Here is a 21,453-nt window from a genome sequence, read left to right on the forward strand (position 1 = left end):
CCACCTCGGGGGGCCGCCGTCCGGGCGGTGCGGTGTGCGACGCTGGCCGGTATGAACCACGCACAGCTGACGGCGCTCGGGCGGGCCCTGCGGGTGGTCGGGGAGCACGGCGAGGAGCTGGACGCCGAGACCCCGGACGCCCGGCTGCACGAGATCAAGGCGGATCTGCGGCGGGCGCTCGACCTGCTGGAGGAGAGCGTCTCGCAGGACCGGCCCGCCACCCGGTGCGCCGAGCATCCCGGCGGGCCCGTCGACCAGGACGCGCCCGACCTGTGCCTGCTGTGCGAGACCCGGCGCCGTGCCGCCCGCCGGGCCCAGTACGACGGCGGCCCCCGCCGGCCGGCCGCCTCGGCGTCCGGCGAGAGCGCCCCCACCCGCTACGGCGTGCGCGAGGACCGTCCCCAGGCCCAGCAGCGCTGGCTGCCGGAGCTGTGGAACGGCCGGGAGTGGCAGCTGTGCGGCACCCCGCGCCGGGAACGGCGCGAGGCGGAGCTGTTCCTCGCGGCCCAGCAGCGCTCCCCCCGCGCGGCGACCGCCTACCGGCTGGTGCACGAGTTCACCGACTACGAGGTGGTACGCGTCTGGGGCACTCCGGTACGGGCGGACATCGAACCGATGGGCAACCTGTAGGACCCGGGGGCGGGTGAGGGGCGGGCCGGGACACCGGGCCGGCGCCTCGCCACCGGCCCGCTCCACTCCTTCCCTCCCGGCCCGCCCCGTCACCTCGGGACCCGGCCTCCGCCCCCGGCCCGCCCCGTCACCTCGGGGCCCGGCCTCCGCTCCCGGTTCAGGCCTTCACCTCGGGCGCCTTGGCCTCCCCGGCCGCCGCCACCGGCGCGGCCGCCGCGGCCGCGCCCCGGCCCGGGATGAAGGCGGCGATGAGGAAGCCGAGCAGGGCGGCGCCCGCGCCCAGCGCCAGGACGGTGCGGAAACCGTTCTCCGAGGGCAGCGCGTAGGGGCCGAAACGCGTGGTGAGGTGGGCGAGGACCACACCGGCGACCGCGCTCGCGGTCGACGTGCCGATGGACCGCATCAGCGTGTTGAGGCTGTTGGCCGCGCCCGTCTCGGAGGCGGGGACGGCACCCATGATGAGCGTGGGCATCGCCCCGTAGGTGAAGCCGATGCCCGCGCTGATGACACAGGGCGCCAGCACGAAGTGCCACACCTGGTCCATGAGGACGATGTTCAGGCCGTACCCGGCGGCCACGATGAGGGCGCCGGTCATCAGGGTCACCTTGGGCCCGCGGGCCCGGGACAGGGAGGCGGAGAAGGGGGCCACCGCCATCATCACCAGCCCGGACGGGGCCATGACGAGACCGGTGGTGAGCAGCGACTTGCCGAGCCCGTAACCGGTCTGGGCGGGCAGCTGGAGCAGCTGCGGGATCACCAGGGACATGGAGAACATCGCGAAGCCGATCGCGATGGAGGCCAGGTTGGTCATCAGCACCTGGCGGCGGGCGGTGGTGCGCAGGTCCACCAGCGGGGCCGGGACGCGCAGCTCGAAGGCGCCCCAGGCGAGCAGGATCACGACGGCCGCGGCGAACAGGCCCAGCGTCCGGCCGCTGCCCCAGCCCCAGTCGGCCCCCTTGGAGACCCCAAGGAGCAGACACATCAGACCCGCCGCCATGCCGACGGCGCCCACGGCGTCGAAACGGCCGCCGGAGCGCACCTGCGACTCCGGTACGAGCAGCAGCACGAGGATCGCCGCGACGGCGCCCAGGGCCGCCGAGGCCCAGAACAGGACGTGCCAGTCGAAGTTCTCGGCGATGACCGCGGCGGCGGGCAGACCGAGGGCGCCGCCGACACCGAGCGAGGCGCTCATCATCGCGGTCGCCGAACCGAGCCGCTCGGCGGGCAGTTCGTCGCGCATGATGCTGATGCCGAGCGGGATCACACCGGAGGCCAGACCCTGCAGGGCGCGCCCGACGACCATCGGGGCCAGGGAGTCGCTGAGCGCGGCGGTGACCGAGCCGATCACCAGCATGGCCAGGCTGACCAGCAGCATGCGGCGCTTGCCGTACATGTCACCGAGGCGGCCCATCACCGGGGTGGCGACGGCGGCGGCGAGCAGCGTGGCGGTGACGACCCAGGCGGCGTCCGAGGCGGAGGCGTGCAGCAGCTTCGGCAGCTCCGAGACGATCGGGATCACCAGGGTCTGCATCAGCGAGACCACGATGCCGCCGAAGGCCAGGACGGCCACGATCGCGTTGGGTCTGGGCAGGGCCCCGGCCGCGGTGGGCCGGGCAGGTCCGTCGGACATGGAAGAGGTCTCCGGAAGCGCAGGGGTACTTGACTCAAGCAACCATAATTCGATTTGATTGACTTAAGCAAGCGAAATCCGCCACCGTCGGGCCGCGCGCCCCGGCGGGGCCGGGCCCGGTAAAAAATCTCCGCCGAGCGCCCCGGCGGTCCCGCTCCCGGCCGCCTCCGCGTTGACGCGCGGCGCCGCGGACCGGCTCGGCCCGGTCCCCGGGCCCGTCTCCTGACCCGCGTGGGAACCGCCGCCTCGCTCCCGGCGCCCTGGGACCCGCCCCGTCTCCCCGACGGCCCGCGCCGGGCCTGCCGTGGAGGCGGGGCGGGTCCCGCTCGGGTCAGCTCAGTGTGGTCAGTGCCGCCGCGTCGAACGGCTTCAGGTCCGCGGTGCGGTCGGTGAGCACCTTCGCCGCCCACTCAGGGTCCTGGAGCAGCGCCCGGCCCACGGCGACCATGTCGAACTCCTCGCGCTCCAGCCGGTCCAGCAGGTTGTCGATGCCGCCGACCGCGGCACCCTCCCCCCGCAGGCCGCGGAGGAAGTCACCGCCCTGGAGGCCGACCGAGCCGACGGTGATGACCGGCCTGCCGGTGAGCTTCTTCGTCCAGCCCGCCAGGTTGAGGTCGGAGCCCTCGAACTCGGGGAGCCAGTACCGGCGGGTGGAGGCGTGGAAGGCGTCCACCCCGGCCGCCGCCAGCGGGGCCAGGATCGCCTCCAGCTCCTGCGGCGTCCCGGCGAGCCGGGCGTCGTAGGCCTCCTGCTTCCACTGCGAGTAGCGGAAGAGGACCGGGAAGGAGGGCGAGACGGCCGCGCGGACCGCCTCGACGACCTCCGCCGCGAACTTGGTCCGGGCCACCGGATCACCGCCGTAGGCGTCCGTACGGCGGTTGGTGCCCGCCCACAGGAACTGGTCCAGCAGGTAGCCGTGGGCGCCGTGGATCTCCACGCCGTCGAAGCCGAGGCGCTGCGCCGCGCCCGCCGCCTCGGCGAAGGCCCCGATCACCTCGTCCAGGTCGGTCCGCGTCATCGCCCGGCCGCCCTCGGTGCCGTCCAGGCGCAGCCCGGACGGGCCGACCGGGGGCGCGTCCGGGAAGGGCGGCCGTCCCTCCTGGCGGACCATGCCGACGTGCCACAGCTGGGGGACGATCGTGCCGCCCTCCGCGTGGACGGCCCCGGCGACCTTCTCCCAGGCCGCGAGCTGCTCCTCCCCGTGGAAGCGCGGCACCCTGCTGCTCTCCCCCGCCGAGGGGTGCCCGACGTACGTGCCCTCGGTGACGATGAGGCCCACCCCGGCGGCGGCCCGGCGGGCGTAGTAGGAGCGCACGTCCTCGCCCGGGACACCGCCCGGCGAGAACCGGCGGGTCATCGGGGCCATGACTATCCGGTTGGGGACGGTCAGGCCGTTCAGGGTGACGGGACGCGAGAGGACGCGGGCCGCCCGGGAGGCGGACTCCGGTCCGGGGACGGGGCCGGGGGTGGTGGTGACGGTCATACGGGGGGCTCCTCGGAAGGACGGTGAAGACCTGCCGGCTGCATACCGGGCGGTATGCATACCGAATGGTATGGGAGGAGCCACCGCCTCCGTCCCCCGGGCGCCCGCCGCCCCGGACACGCCCGAGGGCGGCACCCCCTGTCTCCAGGGAGTGCCGCCCTCGGCAAGGACGAGCCTGATCCGCGCGGGATCAGAAGTCCATGTCACCGCCCGGCATGCCGCCCGGAGCGGCCGCGGCGGCCTTCTCCGGCTTGTCGGCGATGACGGCCTCGGTGGTGAGGAACAGCGCGGCGATCGACGCGGCGTTCTGCAGCGCGGAGCGCGTCACCTTGGCCGGGTCGATGATGCCCTCGGCGACCAGGTCGACGTACTCGCCGGTCGCGGCGTTCAGGCCGTGGCCCGGGGTCAGGTTGCGCACCTTCTCCACCACGACACCGCCCTCGAGGCCGGCGTTGACGGCGATCTGCTTCAGCGGGGCCTCGAGCGCCAGCTTGACGGCGGCGGCACCGGTGGCCTCGTCGCCCTCCAGCTCCAGCTTCTCGAACACCTGGGAGGCCTGCAGCAGGGCCACGCCACCACCGGCGACGATGCCCTCCTCGACGGCCGCCTTGGCGTTGCGCACGGCGTCCTCGATGCGGTGCTTGCGCTCCTTCAGCTCCACCTCGGTGGCGGCACCGGCCTTGATGACGGCCACGCCGCCCGCGAGCTTCGCCAGGCGCTCCTGGAGCTTCTCGCGGTCGTAGTCGGAGTCGCTGTTCTCGATCTCGGCGCGGATCTGGTTGACCCGGCCGCCCACCTGCTCGGAGGAGCCGGCACCGTCGACGATGGTGGTCTCGTCCTTGGTGATGACGACCTTGCGGGCCTTGCCCAGCAGGTCGAGGGTGGCGTTCTCCAGCTTGAGGCCGACCTCCTCGGAGATGACCTCGCCGCCCGTGAGGATGGCGATGTCGCCGAGCATGGCCTTGCGGCGGTCGCCGAAGCCCGGGGCCTTGACGGCGACGGACTTGAAGGTGCCGCGGATCTTGTTGACGACCAGGGTCGACAGGGCCTCGCCCTCGACGTCCTCGGCGATGATCAGCAGCGGCTTGCCCGACTGCATGACCTTCTCCAGGAGCGGGAGCAGGTCCTTGACCGAGGAGATCTTGGAGTTGGCGATGAGGATGTACGGGTCCTCGAGCACCGCCTCCATGCGCTCCATGTCGGTCGCGAAGTAGGCGGAGATGTAGCCCTTGTCGAAGCGCATGCCCTCGGTGAGCTCGAGCTCCAGACCGAAGGTCTGCGACTCCTCGACGGTGATGACGCCTTCCTTGCCGACCTTGTCCATGGCCTCGGCGATCAGCTCGCCGATCTGGGTGTCGGCGGCGGAGATGGAGGCGGTGGAGGCGATCTGCTCCTTGGTCTCGACCTCCTTGGCCTGGTCGAGCAGGGCGGCGGAGACGGCCTCGACGGCCTTCTCGATACCGCGCTTCAGGGCCATCGGGTTGGCACCGGCGGCCACGTTGCGCAGGCCCTCGCGGACCAGGGCCTGGGCGAGGACGGTCGCGGTGGTCGTACCGTCACCGGCGACGTCGTCCGTCTTCTTGGCGACTTCCTTGACCAGCTCGGCGCCGATCTTCTCGTACGGGTCCTCGAGCTCGATCTCCTTGGCGATGGAGACACCATCGTTGGTGATCGTGGGCGCGCCCCACTTCTTCTCGAGGACGACGTTGCGACCCTTGGGGCCGAGCGTCACCTTGACGGCGTCCGCGAGCTGGTTCATGCCGCGCTCGAGGCCGCGCCGCGCCTCCTCGTCGAACGCGATGATCTTGGCCATGTGAAGTGGTCCCTCCAGGACTGGGGGTGATTCCTTCGGACCGCGCCCGCGCCCGCGACGGACGGCTCGCCGGCCTTGTGGTTCCTTGCCCCACGCGGCCTGCGGGCCTCACCGACCCGGTCCTTCGTTGTCACTCTCACCTTCAGAGTGCTAACGCCAATGATTAGCACTCGGCATGCCCGAGTGCAAGGTCCGCCCGCGAAGCGGGCTCGATGAGGGGTGGTGGTCGGGTGATGGACGGGCGCGCGCGCCGGGCGTGCGCGCGGACGGGATCAGCCGGGGGCGGACGGGGGCCTGCCGGTCGGGCGGGAGCGCGGGCACGCGGGCGGCCGGGCGTGCGGGCCGGCGCGCGGGCGGGCGGCCGGGGGCGCGGGCGGGCGGCCGGGGGCGCGGGCGGGCGGCCGGGGGCGCGGGCGGGAACGGACGAAGGGCCCACACCCCCGTGGAGGTGTGGGCCCTTCGTGTGACGTACGTTCAGGCGGTGACGCGAACCATGTCGGCCTGCGGGCCCTTCTGACCCTGCGAGATCTCGAACTCGACCCGCTGGCCCTCTTCCAGCGTGCGGTAGCCGTCCATCTGGATCGCGCTGTAGTGGACGAAGACGTCCGCACCACCGTCGACCGCGATGAAGCCGTACCCCTTCTCCGCGTTGAACCACTTGACGGTGCCCTGAGCCATGCCTAACTCCCCTATTACTGGCCCTTGCACAGATCCGCACTTCGCGGATCCGGGTCAGACCTCACCCCCCGTGGATCGGGGGCGTGCGCCGGAACGCGTCGACCGCGGCTGAATGTATCTGTCCAACTGCCGTCTGCAACAGGTCAATCGGACGAGAATTCCGGGCGGGAGCGGTCCGGAATGTGACGAGAATTCAGTCGATCCCCGGGCAAGTCGGGCCCCGCAAAACAAGGCAAATGCCGCAGAATACCCGCGCATTTTGGCTGCTTCTCATCGGCGGGCGGCAGGAATCCACAGGCGCTCATCCGGAAGATCCGGGGCGTGTTCCCCAACTCTACCGCGCTCAATCACATGGAATTGCCCCCTCCGCTTCTCTCGCGGAGGGGGCAATTCACGGCACGCTCGGTGATCGACATTACCTACGGTAATGGTCAGCCGCCGGCGACCGCCGGGATGATCGAGACGCCGGCGCCGTCCGGGGTCTCGGTCTGGAGGCCCTGCTCGAAACGCACGTCGTCGTCGTTGACGTAGACGTTGACGAAGCGGCGCAGCTTGCCCTGGTCGTCCAGGACGCGCGCGGCGATGCCCGTGTGGTTCTTCTCCAGGTCGGAGATCACATCGGCGAGCGTGGCGCCCTCGGCGCTCACCTCGGCCTGTCCGCCGGTGTAGGTGCGCAGGATGGTGGGGATGCGAACGGTCACGCTCATGATGCGAGGCCAGCCTCTCGGAAGGAGTCCAGGGTCGGGCGGATGGTGGCGGTCAGACCGGTGCCGGCCACCGCGTCCAGGGTCTTCAGGCCGTCACCCGTGTTCAGGACGACGGTGGTCTTCGTCGGGTCGAGGACGCCGGCCTCGACCAGCTTCTTCGTGACACCGACCGTCACACCGCCCGCGGTCTCCGCGAAGATGCCCTCGGTGCGGGCGAGCAGCTTGATCGCGTCGACGATCTGCGCGTCCGTCACATCCTCCACCGCTCCGCCGGTGCGGCGCGCGATGTCCAGCACGTACGGCCCGTCGGCGGGGTTGCCGATGGCGAGGGACTTGGCGATGGTGTCCGGCTTCTGCGGCCGGACGACGTCGTGCCCGGCCTTGAAGGCGGTGGACACCGGCGAGCAGCCCTCGGCCTGCGCGCCGAAGATCTTGTACGGCTTGTCCTCGACCAGCCCGAGCGCGATCAGCTCGCGCAGGCCCTTGTCGACCTTGGTGAGCTGCGAGCCGGAGGCGATCGGGACGACGATCTGGTCCGGCAGCCGCCAGCCGAGCTGCTCGCAGATCTCGTACGCCAGCGTCTTGGAGCCCTCGGCGTAGTACGGCCGCAGGTTGACGTTGACGAAGCCCCAGCCCTCGCCGGCCGGGTCGCCGATCAGCTCGGAGCAGAACCGGTTCACGTCGTCGTAGTTGCCCTCGATGCCGACGAGCTCGCCGCCGTAGATCGCGGCCATGACGACCTTGCCCTGCTCCAGGTCGTGCGGGATGAACACGCACGAGCGCAGGCCGGCGCGGGCGGCGGCGGCGCCGACGGCACCGGCCAGGTTGCCGGTGGAGGAGCAGGACAGGGTGGTGAAGCCGAAGGCGCGCGCGGCCTCCAGGGCCTGGGCGACGACCCGGTCCTTGAAGGAGTGCGTCGGGTTGCCGGAGTCGTCCTTGACGAAGAGCCTGCCGGTGTCGACGCCGATCTCGGCGGCGAGGTGGTCCGCCTGGACGAGCTTGGTCCAGCCGGGGTTGAGGTTCGGCTTGCCGGCCACGTCGGCGGGGACGGGCAGCAGCGGGGCGTAGCGCCAGATGTTCGCCGGACCGGCCTCGATCCTCTTGCGCAGTTCCTCGGTGTCGTGGCCCGAGAAGTCGTAGGCGATCTCCAGCGGGCCGAAACACTCCTCGCAGGCGAAGACCGGGCCCAGCGGCACGCGGTGGCCGCACTCGCGGCAGCTGAGCGCGGCGGCGGGGCCGAGATCGACGGAGGGGGTGTCGGTGCTGGTGGCAACTGTCTGCACAGCCATGGAGGCGAGGCCCTTTCTCCTCATCTTCCTCACGACGCATCTCGCCGTGAGACGGATTTGGCACCTTCCCTAGCCGGGAGCCCCGCGGTGGCGAGCGGACGGCTGACGTACAGCGATCCGTCGGTACGAGACCGGCTGGAGGGTTGCCGGGGCTTCATCGGGCCGTGTCCCTCTGCCCCTCTGGATGAGCGGTATTCGGTTGTGGTCCTGCTGTTGTGTCCTGCCGCGCGATCACGCGGTGGCAGGTCGCGGCGACCCCGGCATGCGAGCGTCGTCCGCGTTGTTCAAGACTGTAACCGACGGCCAGGACGGGGCGAGACGGACGTCCGAACCGCGAGACAGATCACACGATGATGTGATCCGGGCCGGGCAGCGGGCCGCAGCGATCCGAGCAGGAGTGAGGAGTCACCGACCGTGCTGGAAGAAGTCGAGCGCTGGCTGAGGACACGGTCCTGGTCCGTCGCCGATCGGCCGCTCGACGGCGTACTGGCCGCCAAACGCGCGAGCGGCTCCTCGGTCAGCGTCGTGCTGCCCGCGCTGAACGAGGAGGAGACGGTCGGCGACATCGTCTCCGTGATCCGCCGCGACCTGATGGCGCGGGTCCCGCTGGTCGACGAACTCGTCGTGGTCGACTCCGGCTCCACCGACCGGACCTCGGCGGTGGCCGCCGCGGCGGGCGCCCGGGTGGTGCACCGCGACGCGATCCTCCCCCGCATCCCCGCGGTGCCCGGCAAGGGCGAGGTGCTGTGGCGCTCGCTGCTGGTGACCCGCGGGGACGTCGTCTGCTTCGTCGACGCCGACCTGCGGGAGTTCTCCGCCGACTTCGTCACCGGCATCGTCGGGCCGCTGCTCACCGATCCGGAGGTGCAGCTGGTCAAGGCGATGTACGACCGTCCGCTGGGCACCGCCGCCGGGCAGGGCGGCCGGGTCACCGAGCTGATGGCCCGGCCGCTGCTCAACATGCACTGGCCGCAGCTGGCCGGATTCGTGCAGCCGCTCGGCGGTGAGTACGCGGCCCGCCGCTCGCTGCTGGAGCAACTGCCGTTCCCGGTCGGGTACGGCGTCGAGCTGGGCATGCTCGTCGACGCGCTGCACCTGGTCGGCCTGGACGCGCTCGCCCAGGTGGACGTGGGCGAGCGCATCCACCGCCACCAGGACGGGCAGGCGCTCGGGCGGATGTCCGCCGCGATCTACCGCACGGCCCAGCTCCGCCTGGCCCGCGGCCACCTGCTCCGCCCCTCGCTCACGCAGTTCGAGCGCGGCGCGGACGGCTTCGAGCCGCGTACGTACTCGGTGGACACCGAGGAACGCCCCCCGATGACGGAGATCGCGGAGTACGCGGCCCGCCGGGTGGCCTGACCCGAAGCGGACGGCGGGAGCACGTCGCCGGGACCCGGCGCGGGCCCCGGCCGGGTGACCGCGCCCGGGTGCGGGCCGCCGCCGGGCGGGTGGCCGGGACCGGACCCGCCGCGCCGGCGGGGCGCCGCCGCGTACGTTTGAGCGTTCGAAAGCCGGGCTAGGTTGAGGACCATGGCTGCAACGCACGGTGCCGAAGTGCTGGTCGCGTCCAATCGCGGGCCGGTTTCGTACGAGCTGCGCGAGGACGGCTCCCTGCACGCGAAACGCGGCGGCGGAGGGCTGGTCTCCGGCCTGTCCGCGATCGGCCCGGACGCGGGCGCGGTCTGGGTGTGCGCCGCGCTCGGCGACGCCGACCGGGAGGCCGTACGGCGCTTCGAGGACGGCCGGCGGCTGCCGGCCGAGGACACCGGCGGCCAGCGGGTCCGGATGCTCGACATCGCCCCGGACGTCTTCTCCGACGCCTACAACGGCATCGCCAACTCGGTGCTGTGGTTCGTCCACCACATGCTCTACCAGACCCCGCTGGAGCCCGTCTTCGACGCGGAGTTCCGGCGCCAGTGGGCTTCGTACGAGGCCTACAACCGGGCGTTCGCCGAGGCGCTGGCCGAGGAGGCCGCCGAGGGCGCGGCCGTACTCGTGCAGGACTACCACCTCACGCTGGTCCCGGGGATGCTGCGCGATTTCCGGCCGGATCTGCGGATCGGGCACTTCTCGCACACGCCGTGGGCGCCCGTGGACTACTTCCGGATGCTGCCCGACGACATCGCCGAGCAGGTGCTGCGCGGCATGCTGGGCGCGGACCGGCTCGGCTTCCTCACCCAGCGGTGGGCGGACGCCTTCGCGCAGTGCTGCGAGGCGCTGGCCGGCGGGCTCGGCGGCACCCGCGTCGGGGTGCACGGGCTCGGCGCGGACGCGGAGTTCCTGCGCGAGCGCTCGCACCGGGCCGACGTCAAGGAGCGGATGGCGGCGCTGCGCGAGGAGATCGGCGCCGCCCCGGACGGCGGGGCCCGCCGGACGATCGTCCGGGTGGACCGCACCGAGCTGTCGAAGAACATCGTGCGCGGGCTGCTGGCATACCGGCAGCTGCTCCAGGACCGCCCCGAGTGGCGCGAACGGGTGGTGCACGTCGCCTTCGCCTACCCCTCACGGCAGGACCTCGCCGTCTACCGGGAGTACACGGCCGAGGTGCGGCGGCTTGCCCAGGAGATCAACGAGCGGTTCGGCACGCCCGGGTGGACGCCGGTCGTCCTGCACGTCAAGGACGACTTCGCCCGCTCGCTCGCCGCCTACCGGATCGCGGACGTGGCACTGGTCAACCCCATCCGGGACGGGATGAACCTGGTCGCCAAGGAGGTCCCGGTGATCTCCGACTCGGGGTGCGCGCTGGTGCTGTCGCGGGAGGCGGGCGCCTACGCCGAGCTGGGCGAGGACGCGCTGGTGGTCAACCCGTACGACGTGGCGGGCACGGCGGCGGCGCTGCACGAGGCGCTGAGCATGCCCGGCACGGAACGGTCCGAACGGACGGGCCGCCTGGCCGCGGCGGCCACCGCGCTCCCGCCGGCCCAGTGGTTCCTGGACCAGCTGCACGAGCTGAACGCGGGCTGACCCGGTCCTCCACCGCCCCGGGCGCCCGCGCCGGCCCCGGGGCTCAGGCGTGCGCCGCCAGGGCGCCGAGGAGTTCCACCACCCCCGCGGGGCCCGGGACCACCAGGTCGGCCCGCTCGGACAGTTCGGTCACCTCCGTGCTGCCGCTGCACACCAGGACGCCCGGCAGGCCGTCGGAGCGGAGCTTGTCCAGGGCGGTGAAGGCGGGCAGGTCGCCGAGGTCGTCCCCGGCGTACAGGACGCAGCCCGCGCCGAGGCCGCGGACGAGGTCCAGGAGGGCGACGCCCTTGTCCATGCCCGGCGGGCGCAGTTCGAGGACCATCCGGCCGGGTTCGACGATCAGCCCGTGGCGGGCGGCCAGGCCGGCCAGGGGCTCGCGCAGGGCGTCGAAGGCGGCCTGGGGGTCCTCGGCGCGGCGGGTGTGCACGGCCAGGGAGCGGCCCTTCTCCTCGATCCAGGTGCCCTGCCAGGCACCGATCCGGTCCAGGAAGCCGGGCAGCTCGGCGCGGACGGCGGCGACGCCGGGGTGCGGGGCCGGGGCGGTGACGGTGCCGGTGGCCGCGTCCCAGCGTTCGGCACCGTAGTGGCCGAGGACGACGAGGTGGTCCAGGCCGGGCACGCCGGCGAAGCCGCCGTGCCGCACCGCCACTCCGGCGGGGCGGCCGGTGACCACCACCACGGCGGCCACCTTCGGGGCGAGCGCGGCCAGGGCGGGCACCGCGCCCGGGTGCGCCCTGGCCTGGTCCGGGTCGGGCACGATCGGTGCGAGCGTGCCGTCGAAGTCGAGCGCGATCACCGCGCGCTCCGGCCGCGCGAGCAGCGCGGCGAGCCCGTCCCGTCCGGCCCGCGTGGCGGGCACCGGCAGGGCGGGGGCGTCGGGGGCGGGGTTGGTCGAGTCGGTGTCGTGGCCCATACGCCGAACCTATCCACACACGGCCGGGCCCACTCCTCGGCGGCCGCCGCTCAGCGCTCCGACCGCCGCGCCTGACGCACACGGCGCAGCCGGTTGACGGTCACCGGGTCGTGCGCCAGGGCCCGCGTGTCGTCGAGCAGGGCGTTGAGGAGCTGGTAGTAGCGGACGGGGGAGAGCCCGAGTTCCTCGCGTATCGCGCGCTCTTTCAGGCCGGGGCCGGTGAAGCCCCGCCGCTCCAGGGCGAGGATCTCCCGCTCCCGCAGCCCGAGACCCGGCTCCCGCTCGCCGCCCGCGTCGTCGTCCACGTCCATACGGGCACGGTAACCCCGGCCACCGACAACGCGCCGGGCGGAGCCGGGCCCGGCCGGCTCAGCCCGCGTTCTCCCTGGCCTCGGCCTCCGAGGCGAGGGTCTGGAGCTGGTTGAGGACGCCCGTCGGGTCGCCGCCGGGGGTGACCGTGCCGCCGATGCGCTTCTTGACCTCGGCGCTGACCTGCGCCCAGGACGTCTTGCCCGCCGGGTAGAGCTGGGCGAGGGACAGTTCCTGGAGGAACGGCCACAGGTTCTTGTCCTGCGGGGCCGCGGCCATCGCCTCGGAGGCGGAGGTGGTGACGGGCAGCAGGTCGTACTCGCGGGAGAAGTCCAGGACGTTCTTCTCGCTGTAGACGAAGTCGAGGAAGTCCCCGATCTCCTTCTTGTGGCCGCCCTTCTTGAAGGCCATCATCCAGTCGGTGACGCCCATGGTGGCCTTGGGCGTGCCGTCCCTGCCCGGCACCGGCACCATGCCGAACTTCACGCCCGCCTGCGTGGCCTTCTTCATCAGCGTGGGGTGGCCGTTGAGCATGCCGACCTGGCCCTTGGCGAAGGCGTCGAAGGCGTCGGCGCGGTTGAGCTTGCCGGGCGCGACGGGACCGGTCAGGCCCTTGCCGACCAGTTCGTCCTTGAGCCAGGTGAACGTCTCGGCGTTCTGCGGGGAGTTGATGGTGTACGTGCCGATGTCGTCGGTGTAGCCGGCGCCGCCGCTCAGCAGCCACTGCATCGTCTCGGCCTGCGCCTCCTCGGGGCCGAGCGGCAGCGCGTAGGGGTACTTCACGCCCTTGGCCTTCAGCGCCTCGGCGTCGGCGGCGAGCTGGTCCCAGGTCTTGGGCGGGGTGAGGTCCGCCTGGGAGAAGAGGGTCTTGTTGTAGAAGAGCACGCGGGTGGAGGCGGCGAACGGGATGCCGTACTGCAGGTGGCGCACCTGCCCGGCCTCGGAGAGCTGGTCGAGGAAGTCGGCCTGCACGGCTATGGAGAGCAGGTCGTCGGCCTTGTAGAGCAGGTCCTGGGAGGCGTAGTCGGCGTACGCGCCGATCTGCGCCATGTCCGGCGGGTCCCCGGCGTCGACCATCTCCTTGACCTTGCGGTCGACATCGGTCCAGGAGTAGACCTTGACGTCGATCTTCACCCCGGAGTGCTGGGACTCGTAGTCACGGGCCAGCTTGTCCCAGTACTTCTGGGAACCGTTGGCCGAGGAGTCACCGTAGTCGGCGGCGACCAGCTTGAGGGTGACGTCGGAGGATCCGGTGCTCCCGCAGCCGCCGAGGACCGAGGTCATGCCCAGCGCGGACACCGCCGCGATCATTCCTGCCCTACGCCGCTGCACTGCGTTCCCGCCCCAACCGTCTCGCGCTCACCATGTGGACACGATAGGTCTACACCAGGCCAGTGGACTAGACCTCTCGCGGGTCCAAGGGCCACACTGTTCCGCGTGAGACACGTCATCGCGCTCGATGTGGGCGGCACCGGCATGAAGGCCGCACTGGTCGACAAGAACGGCGGGCTGCTCCACCAGGCGCGCCGGCCCACCGGCCGCGAGCGCGGCCCCGACGCCGTCGTCGAGGGCATCCTCGGCTTCGCCGCCGAACTGCGCGCCCACGGCGCCGAGCGCTTCGGCGAACCGGCCGCCGCGGCGGGCGTCGCCGTCCCCGGCATCGTCGACGAGGCGCGGGGCGTCGCCGCCTACTCGGCCAACCTCGGCTGGCACGACGTACCGCTGCGCGACCTGCTCGCCGAACGGCTCGGCACCCCCGTCGCCCTCGGCCACGACGTGCGCACCGGCGGCCTCGGCGAGGGCCGGATCGGCGCGGGCAAGGGCGCCGACCGGTTCCTGTTCGTCCCGCTGGGCACCGGCATCGCGGGCGCCATCGGCATCGACGGCCGGGTGGAGGCGGGCGCGCACGGCTTCGCCGGCGAGATCGGGCACATCGTCGTCCGGCCCGGCGGCACCCCCTGCCCCTGCGGCCAGCGCGGCTGCCTGGAGCGGTTCGCCTCCGCCTCCGCCGTCAGCCTGGCCTGGGCCGAGGCGTGCGGCGACCCGGACGCGGACGCGGCGGACTGCGCCAAGGCCGTCGAGTCCGGCGACGCGCGCGCCCGCGCGGTGTGGCAGGAGGCCGTGGACGCGCTCGCCGACGGCCTGGTCACCGCGCTCACCCTGCTCGACCCGCGCACGCTCATCATCGGCGGCGGTCTCGCCGAGGCCGGCGAGACCCTCTTCGCGCCGCTGCGGGACGCCGTCCGGCAGCGGGTCACCTTCCAGAAACTCCCCACCATCGTCCCCGCGGCCCTCGGCGACACCGCCGGATGCCTGGGCGCGGGCCTGCTCGCCTGGGACCTCCTCGGCACCGCCGCGCCGGCCCCCTCTTCCCCTTCCACGACTGACCGGAGGTAGCCACCAGATGGCCCCCAGCAAGGTTCTCGACGGAGCCCGGGTGGTGCTGCCCACCGGGATCGCGGACGGCGGCCGTGTGGTCGTCGACGGCACGCGGATCGCCGCGGACGCCCCGCGCGGCGCCGAGACCGTCGACGTCACGGGCCACTGGCTGGTCCCCGGCTTCGTCGACCTCCACAACCACGGCGGCGGCGGCGCGGCCTTCTCCGGCTCGGCCGAGGACGTCATGACCGCCGTCCGCGCCCACCGCGCGCACGGCACCACCACCCTCGTCGCCTCCACCGTCACCGACGAGATGGACCTGCTCACCCACCAGGCCGGGCTCCTGTCCGAACTGGCCGAGCAGGGCGAGATCGCGGGCATCCACTTCGAGGGTCCGTTCATCTCCCCGTGCCGCAAGGGCGCCCACTCCGAGGCGCTGCTGCGCCACCCGGACCCGGCCGACGTGCGCAAGCTGGTCGACGCGGCCCGCGGCCAGGCCAGGATGGTCACGCTCGCCACCGAGCTGCCCGGCGGCCTCGACTCCGTCCGGCTGCTCGCCGAGCACGGCGTGATCGCGGCGATCGGGCACACCGACGCCACCTACGAGCAGACGGTCGAGGCGATCGACGCCGGAGCCACCGTCGCCACCCACCTGTTCAACGCGATGCCGCCGGTCGGCCACCGCGCGCCCGGCCCGATCACCGCCCTGCTGGAGGACGAGCGGGTCACCGTCGAGCTGATCAACGACGGCGTCCATCTGCACCCCGCCGCCCTGGAACTGGCCTTCCACCACGCGGGCGCCGCCCGGGTCGCCTTCATCACCGACGCCATGGACGCCGCCGGCTCCGGCGACGGCCGCTACCTGCTCGGCCCCCTGGAGGTCCAGGTCACCGACGGCGTGGCCCGGCTGGTCGAGGGCGGCTCGATCGCGGGCTCCACGCTCACCCTGGACCGGGCGCTGCGGCGCGCGGTCACCGTCGACCGGCTGCCGGTCGAGGACGTGGTGGCCGCGCTGTCCGCCAACCCGGCCCGGCTGCTCGGCATGGACGACCGCGTCGGCTCCCTGGAGCCCGGCAAGGACGCCGACCTGGTGCTGCTCGACGAGGACTTCGTCCTCAAGGGCGTCATGCGGCGCGGTGAATGGGTGGTCGATCCCCGGCTGGGCTGATCCGCCCGGCCCCGGGGCGGCGCTCCGTGCGGCGCTCGTACGTCGCACGCGCGGCGCTCGTACAGCACGCGCGCGGTGCTCGTACGGTGCTCCGTCCCGCACCGCGGTGGCGCTCCGTGCGGTACGCGGCCGCCCGCCCGGACGCTGTGGCCGGTACGGGGGGTGGGCGGTTCGCCGTCCGTTTGGCATGATCGAAGCTCCGGCGGACCGCCGGACCATCGTGACAGGCGCACGTGCGTGACGAGCGCACTTACTCGGGGGAGGCCGGCCCACGTGATCCTCACGGTCACGCTGAACACCGCTCTCGACATCACCTACCGGGTGCCGTCCCTGCGGCCCCACACCTCGCACCGCGTGTCGGAGGTGACCGAGCGGCCCGGCGGCAAGGGCATCAACGTGGCCCGGGTCCTGGCGGCCCTCGGCCACCAGGTGACGGTCACCGGCTTCGCGGGCGGTGCCACCGGACGCGAGGTGCGCGCCGGGCTCGCGGCCGAGCCCGGGGTGACGGACGCGCTGGTCCCGGTGGCCGGCGCGACCCGGCGCACGGTGGCGGTGGTCGACGAGCACACCGGCGACACCACCCAGCTCAACGAACCGGGCCCGCTCGTCACCGCCGCCGAGTGGTCCGCCTTCCAGGACGCCTACGAGGGCCTGCTGCCCTCCGTGGCGGCGGTGGCGCTGTGCGGCAGCCTGCCGCCGGGACTGCCGGTGGGCGCGTACGCGGGCCTGGTGCGCGCCGCGCGCTCGGCGGGCGTGCCCGTCCTGCTGGACACCAGCGGGGAGGCGCTGCGCCGCGGCCTGGCCGCCCGCCCCGACATCATCAAGCCGAACGCCGACGAACTGGCCGAGCTGACCGGCTCCCACGAGCCGCTGCGCGCCACGCAGGACGCCCGCAGGCGCGGCGCCCGCACGGTCATCGCCTCCCTCGGCGCCGAGGGCCTGCTCGCGCACACCCCCGAGGGCATGTGGCGGGCCGCCCCGCCCGCCCGCGTCCACGGCAACCCGACCGGCGCGGGCGACTCGGCGGTCGCGGGCCTGCTCTCCGGCCTGGTGGAGAAGCTGCCCTGGCAAGACCGCCTGGCCCGCGCGGTCGCCCTGTCCGCGGCGACGGTGCTGTCCCCGACAGCCGGCGACTTCGACCGCGCGGCCTACGAGAAGCTGCTGGGGCGGGTGGAGGTGACGGGGCAGGTCAGCGCGGCGTGAGCATCGGCCGCCGGGCTCAGGAGGACCCGACCCAGCCCTTCACCAGCCACAGCTGGTCGAGGTAGGCGTCGCACTGGTCGCCCTGCTCGCACGAGATCTTGAGGGTGTTCGTGCCCTTGTTGAGCTGAAGCCAGTTGTAGGTCTTCGTCCAGCCCTTCTCGTAGTCCCCGTCGCCCGCGCCCGCCCAGTTCTTCAGCTTCACGGCCGTGGTGGACGGGGTGCCGTTGACCGTGAGGGTGGCCTTGCCGTCCTTGCCGGGCACGCTGTAGCCGATGTAGACGCTGTACTTGCCGTCCTCCGGGATGCCGTTGACGGTCCAGGTGACGGAGGCGCCGGGCTTGTCGAAGTTGTTGACGTAGACGCCGTCGGCCGCCTGGGCGCCCTTGACGTCGGAGGCGGTGGTCGCGCCGCCGCCCAGCAGCAGGGCCTTCGCGTCGATCTTCGGGAGTTCGCCGTCGGCGGCCACGCTGCTGCTCGGCGAGGGGGCCGGACCGCTGCTCCGGGGGGCCGTCGGGGTCGAGCCGCCCGCCGTGTCGTCGCCCTTCTCGTCGGACTTGTCGCCGATCATGGCGACGCTGATGCCGATGACGACGGCGGCGACCACCGCGACGGCTCCGATCAGCAGGCCCTTGGTGTTGGGGCCCCGCCGGCCGCCGCCACCGCCGCTGCCCCGGCCCTGCTGCTGCCGGGGCGGCTGTGCGCCGCCCGGCAGGGTCTCGGGCGCGGCGTAGTGGGCGTTCGGCCGGCCGTACGCCCCCTGCTGCGGGACCTGGCCGTAGGCCGCCGTGGGGGCCTGGGGCGTCTGCTGGGTCTGCTGGCCGTACTGGCGCTGACCGACGGCGCGGACCCGGTTGACCGAGCCGGGGTAGCCGTAACCGCCGGAGGGCGGCTGGGCTCCGTTGGCCTGACCGTCGGCGTACAGATAGCCGAACGGGTCGTCGTCCTCGGGCGTGCTCGGGCCGTTTTCGCCGGGCGTCATCCCTTGGTCTCCTCAACAGTGCGGGTCGGGTGCAGTACGTCGTGAGATTGGACCGAGCCTACCCGCTCCTCTGGGGCCGAACGGGTGACTCACCCCGCACCCTGCCGCTGACCAGCGGTTTATCCGGCCCGCCGATGCTGTTTGGGACGAGATCGTTTCTCGACGTACATCCGTTCGTCCGCGGACTTCAGCACTTCGTCCGCCGTCATCCCGCAATGTGCCCATCCGATGCCGAAGCTGGCGCCGACCCGGACGGCCCGGCCCTCGGCGCGGATGGGCTGGATGATCTCGTTGCGCAGGCGCACGGCGAGGTCCTCGGCGTCGGCGCGGCCGAGGCCGTCGGCGAGGATCACGAACTCGTCGCCGCCGAGCCGGGCCACGGTGTCGCCGTCCCGCACGCCGTTGGACAGGCGCCGGGCCACCTCGATGAGGACGGCGTCGCCGGCGTTGTGCCCGAACCGGTCGTTGATCGACTTGAAACCGTCGAGGTCGCAGAAGAGGACGGCGAGGCCCTTGGTGCCGTCGTCCCGGTCGCCCTCGGGGGCGACGGTGTGCACGTGGTGGTCGTAGGCGTCGTAGGCCTGCGGGCCGGCGTCGAAGTCGAAGCCGTGGTCGTGTCCGGTGTCGGCGCCGGCGTACGCCGGGTGGCCGTACGCGGCGTCCAGGGACTCCAGGTCGCCGGGGAGCGCGGAGTGCGAGCGGCGGCACAGGCGCGCGGAGAGCCGTGAGCGCAGTTCGGCGGAGTTCGGCAGGCCGGTGAGGGAGTCGTGGGAGGCGCGGTGGGCGAGGTGCAGCTCGCGGCGCTTGCGCTCCTCTATGTCCTCGACGTGGGTGAGCAGGAAGCGGGGGCCGTCGGCGGCGTCCGCGACCACGGAGTTGCGCAGGGACACCCAGACGTAGGTGCCGTCGCGGCGGCCCAGGCGCAGCTCCGCCCGGCCGCCCTCGGCGGAGGTGCGCAGCAGGGTGCCTATGTCCTCGGGGTGGACGAGGTCGGAGAAGGAGTAGCGGCGCATCGCGGAGGCGGGGCGGCCCAGCAGGCGGCACAGGGCGTCGTTGGTGCGCAGGATCCGGCCGTGCTGGTCGCCGCCCATCTCGGCGATGGCCATGCCGGAGGGGGCGTACTCGAAGGCCTGCCGGAAGCTCTCCTCGCTGGCGCGCAGGGCCTGCTGGTCGCGCTCCAGCCGGACCAGGGCGCGCTGCATGTTGGCGCGCAGCCGGGCGTTGCTGATCGCGATGGCCGCCTGGAACGCGTACACCTGCAGAGCCTCGCGGCCCCAGGCGCCGGGACGGCGGCCGCCGCGCGGCCGGTCCACGGAGAGCACGCCGAGCAGCTCGCCCGGGGAGCCCGCGGGCGCGCCGGGCGCGTACATGGGGGCGAAGAGGCGGTCGGAGGGGTGCCACTCGTCCTCGAAGCGGGGAGCGGGCCCGTCGGTGTACCACTGCGGGACGTCGTCGTCGTCGAGGACCCAGCCCTCGGTGTGGGGGATGAAGACCAGGTCGCCCCAGGCCTCGCCCATGGACAGGCGGCGGTCCCAGGACTCGCGGGAGCCGACCCGGCCGGTGATGAGGGCCTCGGCGGCGGGGTTGCCGGAGAAGGCGGCCACGACGAGGTCGCCGTCGGGGCGTACGAGGTTGACGCAGGCCAGTTCGTAGCCGAGGCCGGTCACGACGCCGTCGGCCACGGTCTGGAGTGTGTCGGCCAGGCTGCGCGCGGTGTTCATGTCCGCCATGACCTGGTGCAGTTGCCGCAGGGTCGCAAGACGGACATAGGGCTCCGACTCGGTCTCCATGCTCGCCCTCCCCCCGAGACCTCGCAGTGAATCAAAGGGTTCTCTTCGGCGTATCGTGCCGTGCGGTCTACGCCACTGAATCACAGCGCGAAGCCCACTCGGTACACAGGGTCAACAATTCACGTCCCTTGTGACTCAAGTCACAACCGAACGTGAACAATTGAGTGGTGTTTCTGCTTTTTTCCGAAGTGTTCACTGAACGCAAACTTGTGCTGTGCGGCCATGATGCACGAGAGATCGCGGGAACGGGCTGGAATCGCTGGTTCCGATGAGCCGCGACGAGCGGGACGGTGGGTCCGCGGACCTAGGACCGGGCTCGGGCCAGGGCCCGATGCGCGGGGCGCGGGCCGGTCATTAGCGTTGATGTGTGCTGAACACTTCCCCCGCCCCGTCCCGCGCCCTCGCCCCCGCCTCCTCCGGGCATGCTGAGGGGGTGAGCGACGACGAGTTCCGTGCCGCGATGTCCCGCCTGGCCGCGGGCGTGGTCCTGGTGACCGCGCAGGAGCCGCCGCTCGACCCGGACGACCCGCTCGCGCCGGGCGGGGAGGACGTGGGGATGACCGCGACGGCGTTCCTGTCCGTCTCCCTCGACCCGCCGCTGGCCCTGGTCAGCCTGCGCGAGGGCTCCCGCATGGACGACCTGCTCGCCGAGCAGCCGCTGTGGGCCGTGTCCGTCCTGGCCGAGAGCCAGCGGCACATCGCCGGCCGCTTCGCCATGAAGGGCCGCATCAGCGACCGCCTGCTCTTCGCGGACATCCCCTACGTCCGCGGCGAGGTGTCCGGCGCCCCGCTGGTGGGCGGCGCCCTGGCCACCCTGGAGCTGCGCACCGAGCAGCGGGTCCCGGCGGGCGACCACACCCTGGTCGTCGGCCGCGTCCTGTCCGCCCGGCTGCCGAGCGCACAGGGCGGCCCGCTGATGTACTTCCGCGGCCGCTACCGGCACCTGGGCTGACGCCGCGACCGGGACGCGCGGGACGCGGCGGCCGTGCGGGACACGGGCCGCCGGGTCGCCGTCGGCCGGGGGGCGTGGGGGGGGACCGGCCGCCGGGGGGCCGTGGTCCGGTGCTTCGTACGGGACACAGACCGCCGGGGGGCCGTGGCGCGGTGGCTGGCTTCCTGATGGCCTTCCTCGACATCGACTGGCACCTGAACGGCAGCGTGATCCGCTCGGGCCTGTGGCGGCTGAACATCGCGGCCGGGGAGCAGGGCCGCGGTCACGGCCGGTTCGCGGTGCACGCCGTCGCCGCCGAACTCCGCCGCCGGGGCGCCACCCGGATGTACGTCTCCTGGCACCCGGGCCCGGACGGCCCGGAGCGCTTCTACCTGCGGCTCGGCTTCCGTCCGAACGGCGAGACGAGCGGCGGCCAGACGGTGGGCGTCCTGGACCTGACCCGGGAGCCGGCCGATCCGGAAGCACCCGGCACCGCGCCGAACGCCTGACGGCAGGGGCCAGGCGGGCCTGGCCCAGGGCGTGTTCCGGGAGCCTCGCCCGCCCCGCCCTCCGGGCGGACGGCGGCG

Annotated in this window: 18 protein-coding genes, 1 pseudogene and 1 riboswitch; of the genes and pseudogenes, 8 read left to right on the top strand and 11 right to left on the bottom strand. The window is 73.0% G+C overall.

Annotated features, from left to right (window positions below; translation table 11 throughout):
* Positions 1-51 precede the first annotated feature (51 nt).
* Complete coding sequence (locus ABZ719_RS05420; RefSeq protein WP_366723895.1) at positions 52-630, top strand: hypothetical protein; 579 nt, start codon at positions 52-54, stop codon at positions 628-630.
* 157 nt (positions 631-787) lie between these two features.
* On the opposite strand, the gene ABZ719_RS05425 is transcribed toward ABZ719_RS05420, so the two are convergent.
* The 6 genes from ABZ719_RS05425 to thrC all read right to left on the bottom strand — a co-directional run bounded on the left by ABZ719_RS05425 (position 788) and on the right by thrC (position 8,230).
* Positions 788-2,260 carry an MFS transporter gene (locus ABZ719_RS05425; protein ID WP_366723896.1) on the bottom strand — a complete coding sequence of 491 codons (1,473 nt, stop codon included), beginning with the start codon at positions 2,258-2,260 and terminating at the stop codon, positions 788-790.
* Between the two features lie 331 nt (positions 2,261-2,591).
* The gene (locus ABZ719_RS05430) at positions 2,592-3,743 is read right to left on the bottom strand and encodes an NADH:flavin oxidoreductase (protein ID WP_366723897.1); all 1,152 of its coding nucleotides are present in this window, start codon (positions 3,741-3,743) and stop codon (positions 2,592-2,594) included.
* Positions 3,744-3,933: 190 nt separating this feature from the next.
* Positions 3,934-5,556, bottom strand: a complete 1,623-nt coding sequence (groL, locus tag ABZ719_RS05435; protein ID WP_037856993.1) for a chaperonin GroEL — start codon at positions 5,554-5,556, stop codon at positions 3,934-3,936.
* A gap of 474 nt (positions 5,557-6,030) precedes the next feature.
* Positions 6,031-6,234, bottom strand: coding sequence for a cold-shock protein (locus ABZ719_RS05440; protein WP_004986573.1), 204 nt, complete (start codon positions 6,232-6,234; stop codon positions 6,031-6,033).
* Between the two features lie 431 nt (positions 6,235-6,665).
* The gene (locus tag ABZ719_RS05445; protein WP_366723898.1) at positions 6,666-6,941 is read right to left on the bottom strand and encodes a MoaD/ThiS family protein; all 276 of its coding nucleotides are present in this window, start codon (positions 6,939-6,941) and stop codon (positions 6,666-6,668) included.
* Positions 6,938-8,230: a threonine synthase gene (gene thrC / locus ABZ719_RS05450; protein ID WP_366723899.1), complete on the bottom strand. Its 1,293-nt coding sequence runs from the start codon at positions 8,228-8,230 to the stop codon at positions 6,938-6,940. The genes ABZ719_RS05445 and thrC overlap by 4 nt, the downstream gene beginning before the upstream one ends.
* A 17-nt stretch (positions 8,231-8,247) precedes the next feature.
* A riboswitch (SAM riboswitch) is annotated at positions 8,248-8,421 on the bottom strand.
* Between the two features lie 223 nt (positions 8,422-8,644).
* Between thrC and ABZ719_RS05455 the strand changes: the two genes are divergently transcribed.
* Together ABZ719_RS05455 and ABZ719_RS05460 are read left to right on the top strand one after the other, a co-directional pair.
* Entirely contained in the window at positions 8,645-9,589 is a 945-nt protein-coding gene (locus ABZ719_RS05455; RefSeq protein WP_366723900.1) for a glucosyl-3-phosphoglycerate synthase, read from the top strand.
* 171 nt (positions 9,590-9,760) lie between these two features.
* The gene (locus ABZ719_RS05460) at positions 9,761-11,194 is read left to right on the top strand and encodes a trehalose-6-phosphate synthase (protein WP_366723901.1); all 1,434 of its coding nucleotides are present in this window, start codon (positions 9,761-9,763) and stop codon (positions 11,192-11,194) included.
* Positions 11,195-11,237: 43 nt separating this feature from the next.
* Here ABZ719_RS05460 and otsB read toward each other — a convergent pair whose 3' ends face one another.
* Genes otsB through ABZ719_RS05475 form a run of 3 tightly spaced genes read right to left on the bottom strand, consistent with a single transcriptional unit; the run spans position 11,238 to position 13,727 of the window.
* Positions 11,238-12,107: a trehalose-phosphatase gene (gene otsB, locus ABZ719_RS05465; protein ID WP_366723902.1), complete on the bottom strand. Its 870-nt coding sequence runs from the start codon at positions 12,105-12,107 to the stop codon at positions 11,238-11,240.
* A 50-nt stretch (positions 12,108-12,157) separates the two neighbouring features.
* Positions 12,158-12,418, bottom strand: coding sequence for a DUF3263 domain-containing protein (locus tag ABZ719_RS05470; RefSeq protein WP_037857011.1), 261 nt, complete (start codon positions 12,416-12,418; stop codon positions 12,158-12,160).
* Between the two features lie 58 nt (positions 12,419-12,476).
* The gene (locus ABZ719_RS05475; protein ID WP_366723903.1) at positions 12,477-13,727 is read right to left on the bottom strand and encodes an extracellular solute-binding protein; all 1,251 of its coding nucleotides are present in this window, start codon (positions 13,725-13,727) and stop codon (positions 12,477-12,479) included.
* Positions 13,728-13,853: 126 nt separating this feature from the next.
* Here ABZ719_RS05475 and ABZ719_RS05480 point away from each other — a divergent pair, with 126 nt between their 5' ends.
* The 3 genes from ABZ719_RS05480 to ABZ719_RS05490 all read left to right on the top strand — a co-directional run bounded on the left by ABZ719_RS05480 (position 13,854) and on the right by ABZ719_RS05490 (position 17,166).
* Positions 13,854-14,813, top strand: coding sequence for an ROK family protein (locus ABZ719_RS05480; RefSeq protein ID WP_366723904.1), 960 nt, complete (start codon positions 13,854-13,856; stop codon positions 14,811-14,813).
* 7 nt (positions 14,814-14,820) lie between these two features.
* A complete protein-coding gene (gene nagA, locus ABZ719_RS05485; protein ID WP_366723905.1) occupies positions 14,821-15,963 on the top strand; it encodes an N-acetylglucosamine-6-phosphate deacetylase in 1,143 nt (380 codons plus the stop codon).
* Between the two features lie 273 nt (positions 15,964-16,236).
* Entirely contained in the window at positions 16,237-17,166 is a 930-nt protein-coding gene (locus ABZ719_RS05490; RefSeq protein WP_366723906.1) for a 1-phosphofructokinase family hexose kinase, read from the top strand.
* A 16-nt stretch (positions 17,167-17,182) separates the two neighbouring features.
* Here ABZ719_RS05490 and ABZ719_RS05495 read toward each other — a convergent pair whose 3' ends face one another.
* Both ABZ719_RS05495 and cdgB read right to left on the bottom strand, forming a co-directional pair.
* On the bottom strand, positions 17,183-18,145 hold the full coding sequence (locus ABZ719_RS05495; protein WP_366723907.1) for a carbohydrate-binding protein: 963 nt from the start codon (positions 18,143-18,145) through the stop codon (positions 17,183-17,185).
* Between the two features lie 119 nt (positions 18,146-18,264).
* A complete protein-coding gene (gene cdgB, locus ABZ719_RS05500) occupies positions 18,265-19,935 on the bottom strand; it encodes a diguanylate cyclase CdgB (RefSeq protein WP_366723908.1) in 1,671 nt (556 codons plus the stop codon).
* Between the two features lie 367 nt (positions 19,936-20,302).
* On the opposite strand from cdgB, the gene ABZ719_RS05505 reads away from it, so the two are divergent.
* Complete coding sequence (locus tag ABZ719_RS05505; RefSeq protein ID WP_366723909.1) at positions 20,303-20,887, top strand: flavin reductase family protein; 585 nt, start codon at positions 20,303-20,305, stop codon at positions 20,885-20,887.
* A gap of 158 nt (positions 20,888-21,045) precedes the next feature.
* A pseudogene (locus tag ABZ719_RS05510) lies at positions 21,046-21,375 on the top strand (GNAT family N-acetyltransferase); the annotation flags it as partial.
* Between the last annotated feature and the right edge of the window lie 78 nt (positions 21,376-21,453).

Source organism: Streptomyces sp. NPDC006743, from assembly GCF_040703815.1.
In the GTDB taxonomy this organism is placed as follows: Bacteria; Actinomycetota; Actinomycetes; order Streptomycetales; family Streptomycetaceae; genus Streptomyces.

Coding starts and splice junctions, on each gene's coding strand:
- ABZ719_RS05420 (WP_366723895.1), top strand. CDS start 52: ATGAACCACGCACAGCTGACGGCGCTCGGGCGGGCCCTGCGGGTGGTC.
- ABZ719_RS05425 (WP_366723896.1), bottom strand. CDS start 2,260: ATGTCCGACGGACCTGCCCGGCCCACCGCGGCCGGGGCCCTGCCCAGA.
- ABZ719_RS05430 (WP_366723897.1), bottom strand. CDS start 3,743: ATGACCGTCACCACCACCCCCGGCCCCGTCCCCGGACCGGAGTCCGCC.
- groL (WP_037856993.1), bottom strand. CDS start 5,556: ATGGCCAAGATCATCGCGTTCGACGAGGAGGCGCGGCGCGGCCTCGAG.
- ABZ719_RS05440 (WP_004986573.1), bottom strand. CDS start 6,234: ATGGCTCAGGGCACCGTCAAGTGGTTCAACGCGGAGAAGGGGTACGGC.
- ABZ719_RS05445 (WP_366723898.1), bottom strand. CDS start 6,941: ATGAGCGTGACCGTTCGCATCCCCACCATCCTGCGCACCTACACCGGC.
- thrC (WP_366723899.1), bottom strand. CDS start 8,230: ATGGCTGTGCAGACAGTTGCCACCAGCACCGACACCCCCTCCGTCGAT.
- ABZ719_RS05460 (WP_366723901.1), top strand. CDS start 9,761: ATGGCTGCAACGCACGGTGCCGAAGTGCTGGTCGCGTCCAATCGCGGG.
- otsB (WP_366723902.1), bottom strand. CDS start 12,107: ATGGGCCACGACACCGACTCGACCAACCCCGCCCCCGACGCCCCCGCC.
- ABZ719_RS05470 (WP_037857011.1), bottom strand. CDS start 12,418: ATGGACGTGGACGACGACGCGGGCGGCGAGCGGGAGCCGGGTCTCGGG.
- ABZ719_RS05475 (WP_366723903.1), bottom strand. CDS start 13,727: ATGATCGCGGCGGTGTCCGCGCTGGGCATGACCTCGGTCCTCGGCGGC.
- nagA (WP_366723905.1), top strand. CDS start 14,821: ATGGCCCCCAGCAAGGTTCTCGACGGAGCCCGGGTGGTGCTGCCCACC.
- ABZ719_RS05495 (WP_366723907.1), bottom strand. CDS start 18,145: ATGACGCCCGGCGAAAACGGCCCGAGCACGCCCGAGGACGACGACCCG.
- cdgB (WP_366723908.1), bottom strand. CDS start 19,935: ATGGAGACCGAGTCGGAGCCCTATGTCCGTCTTGCGACCCTGCGGCAA.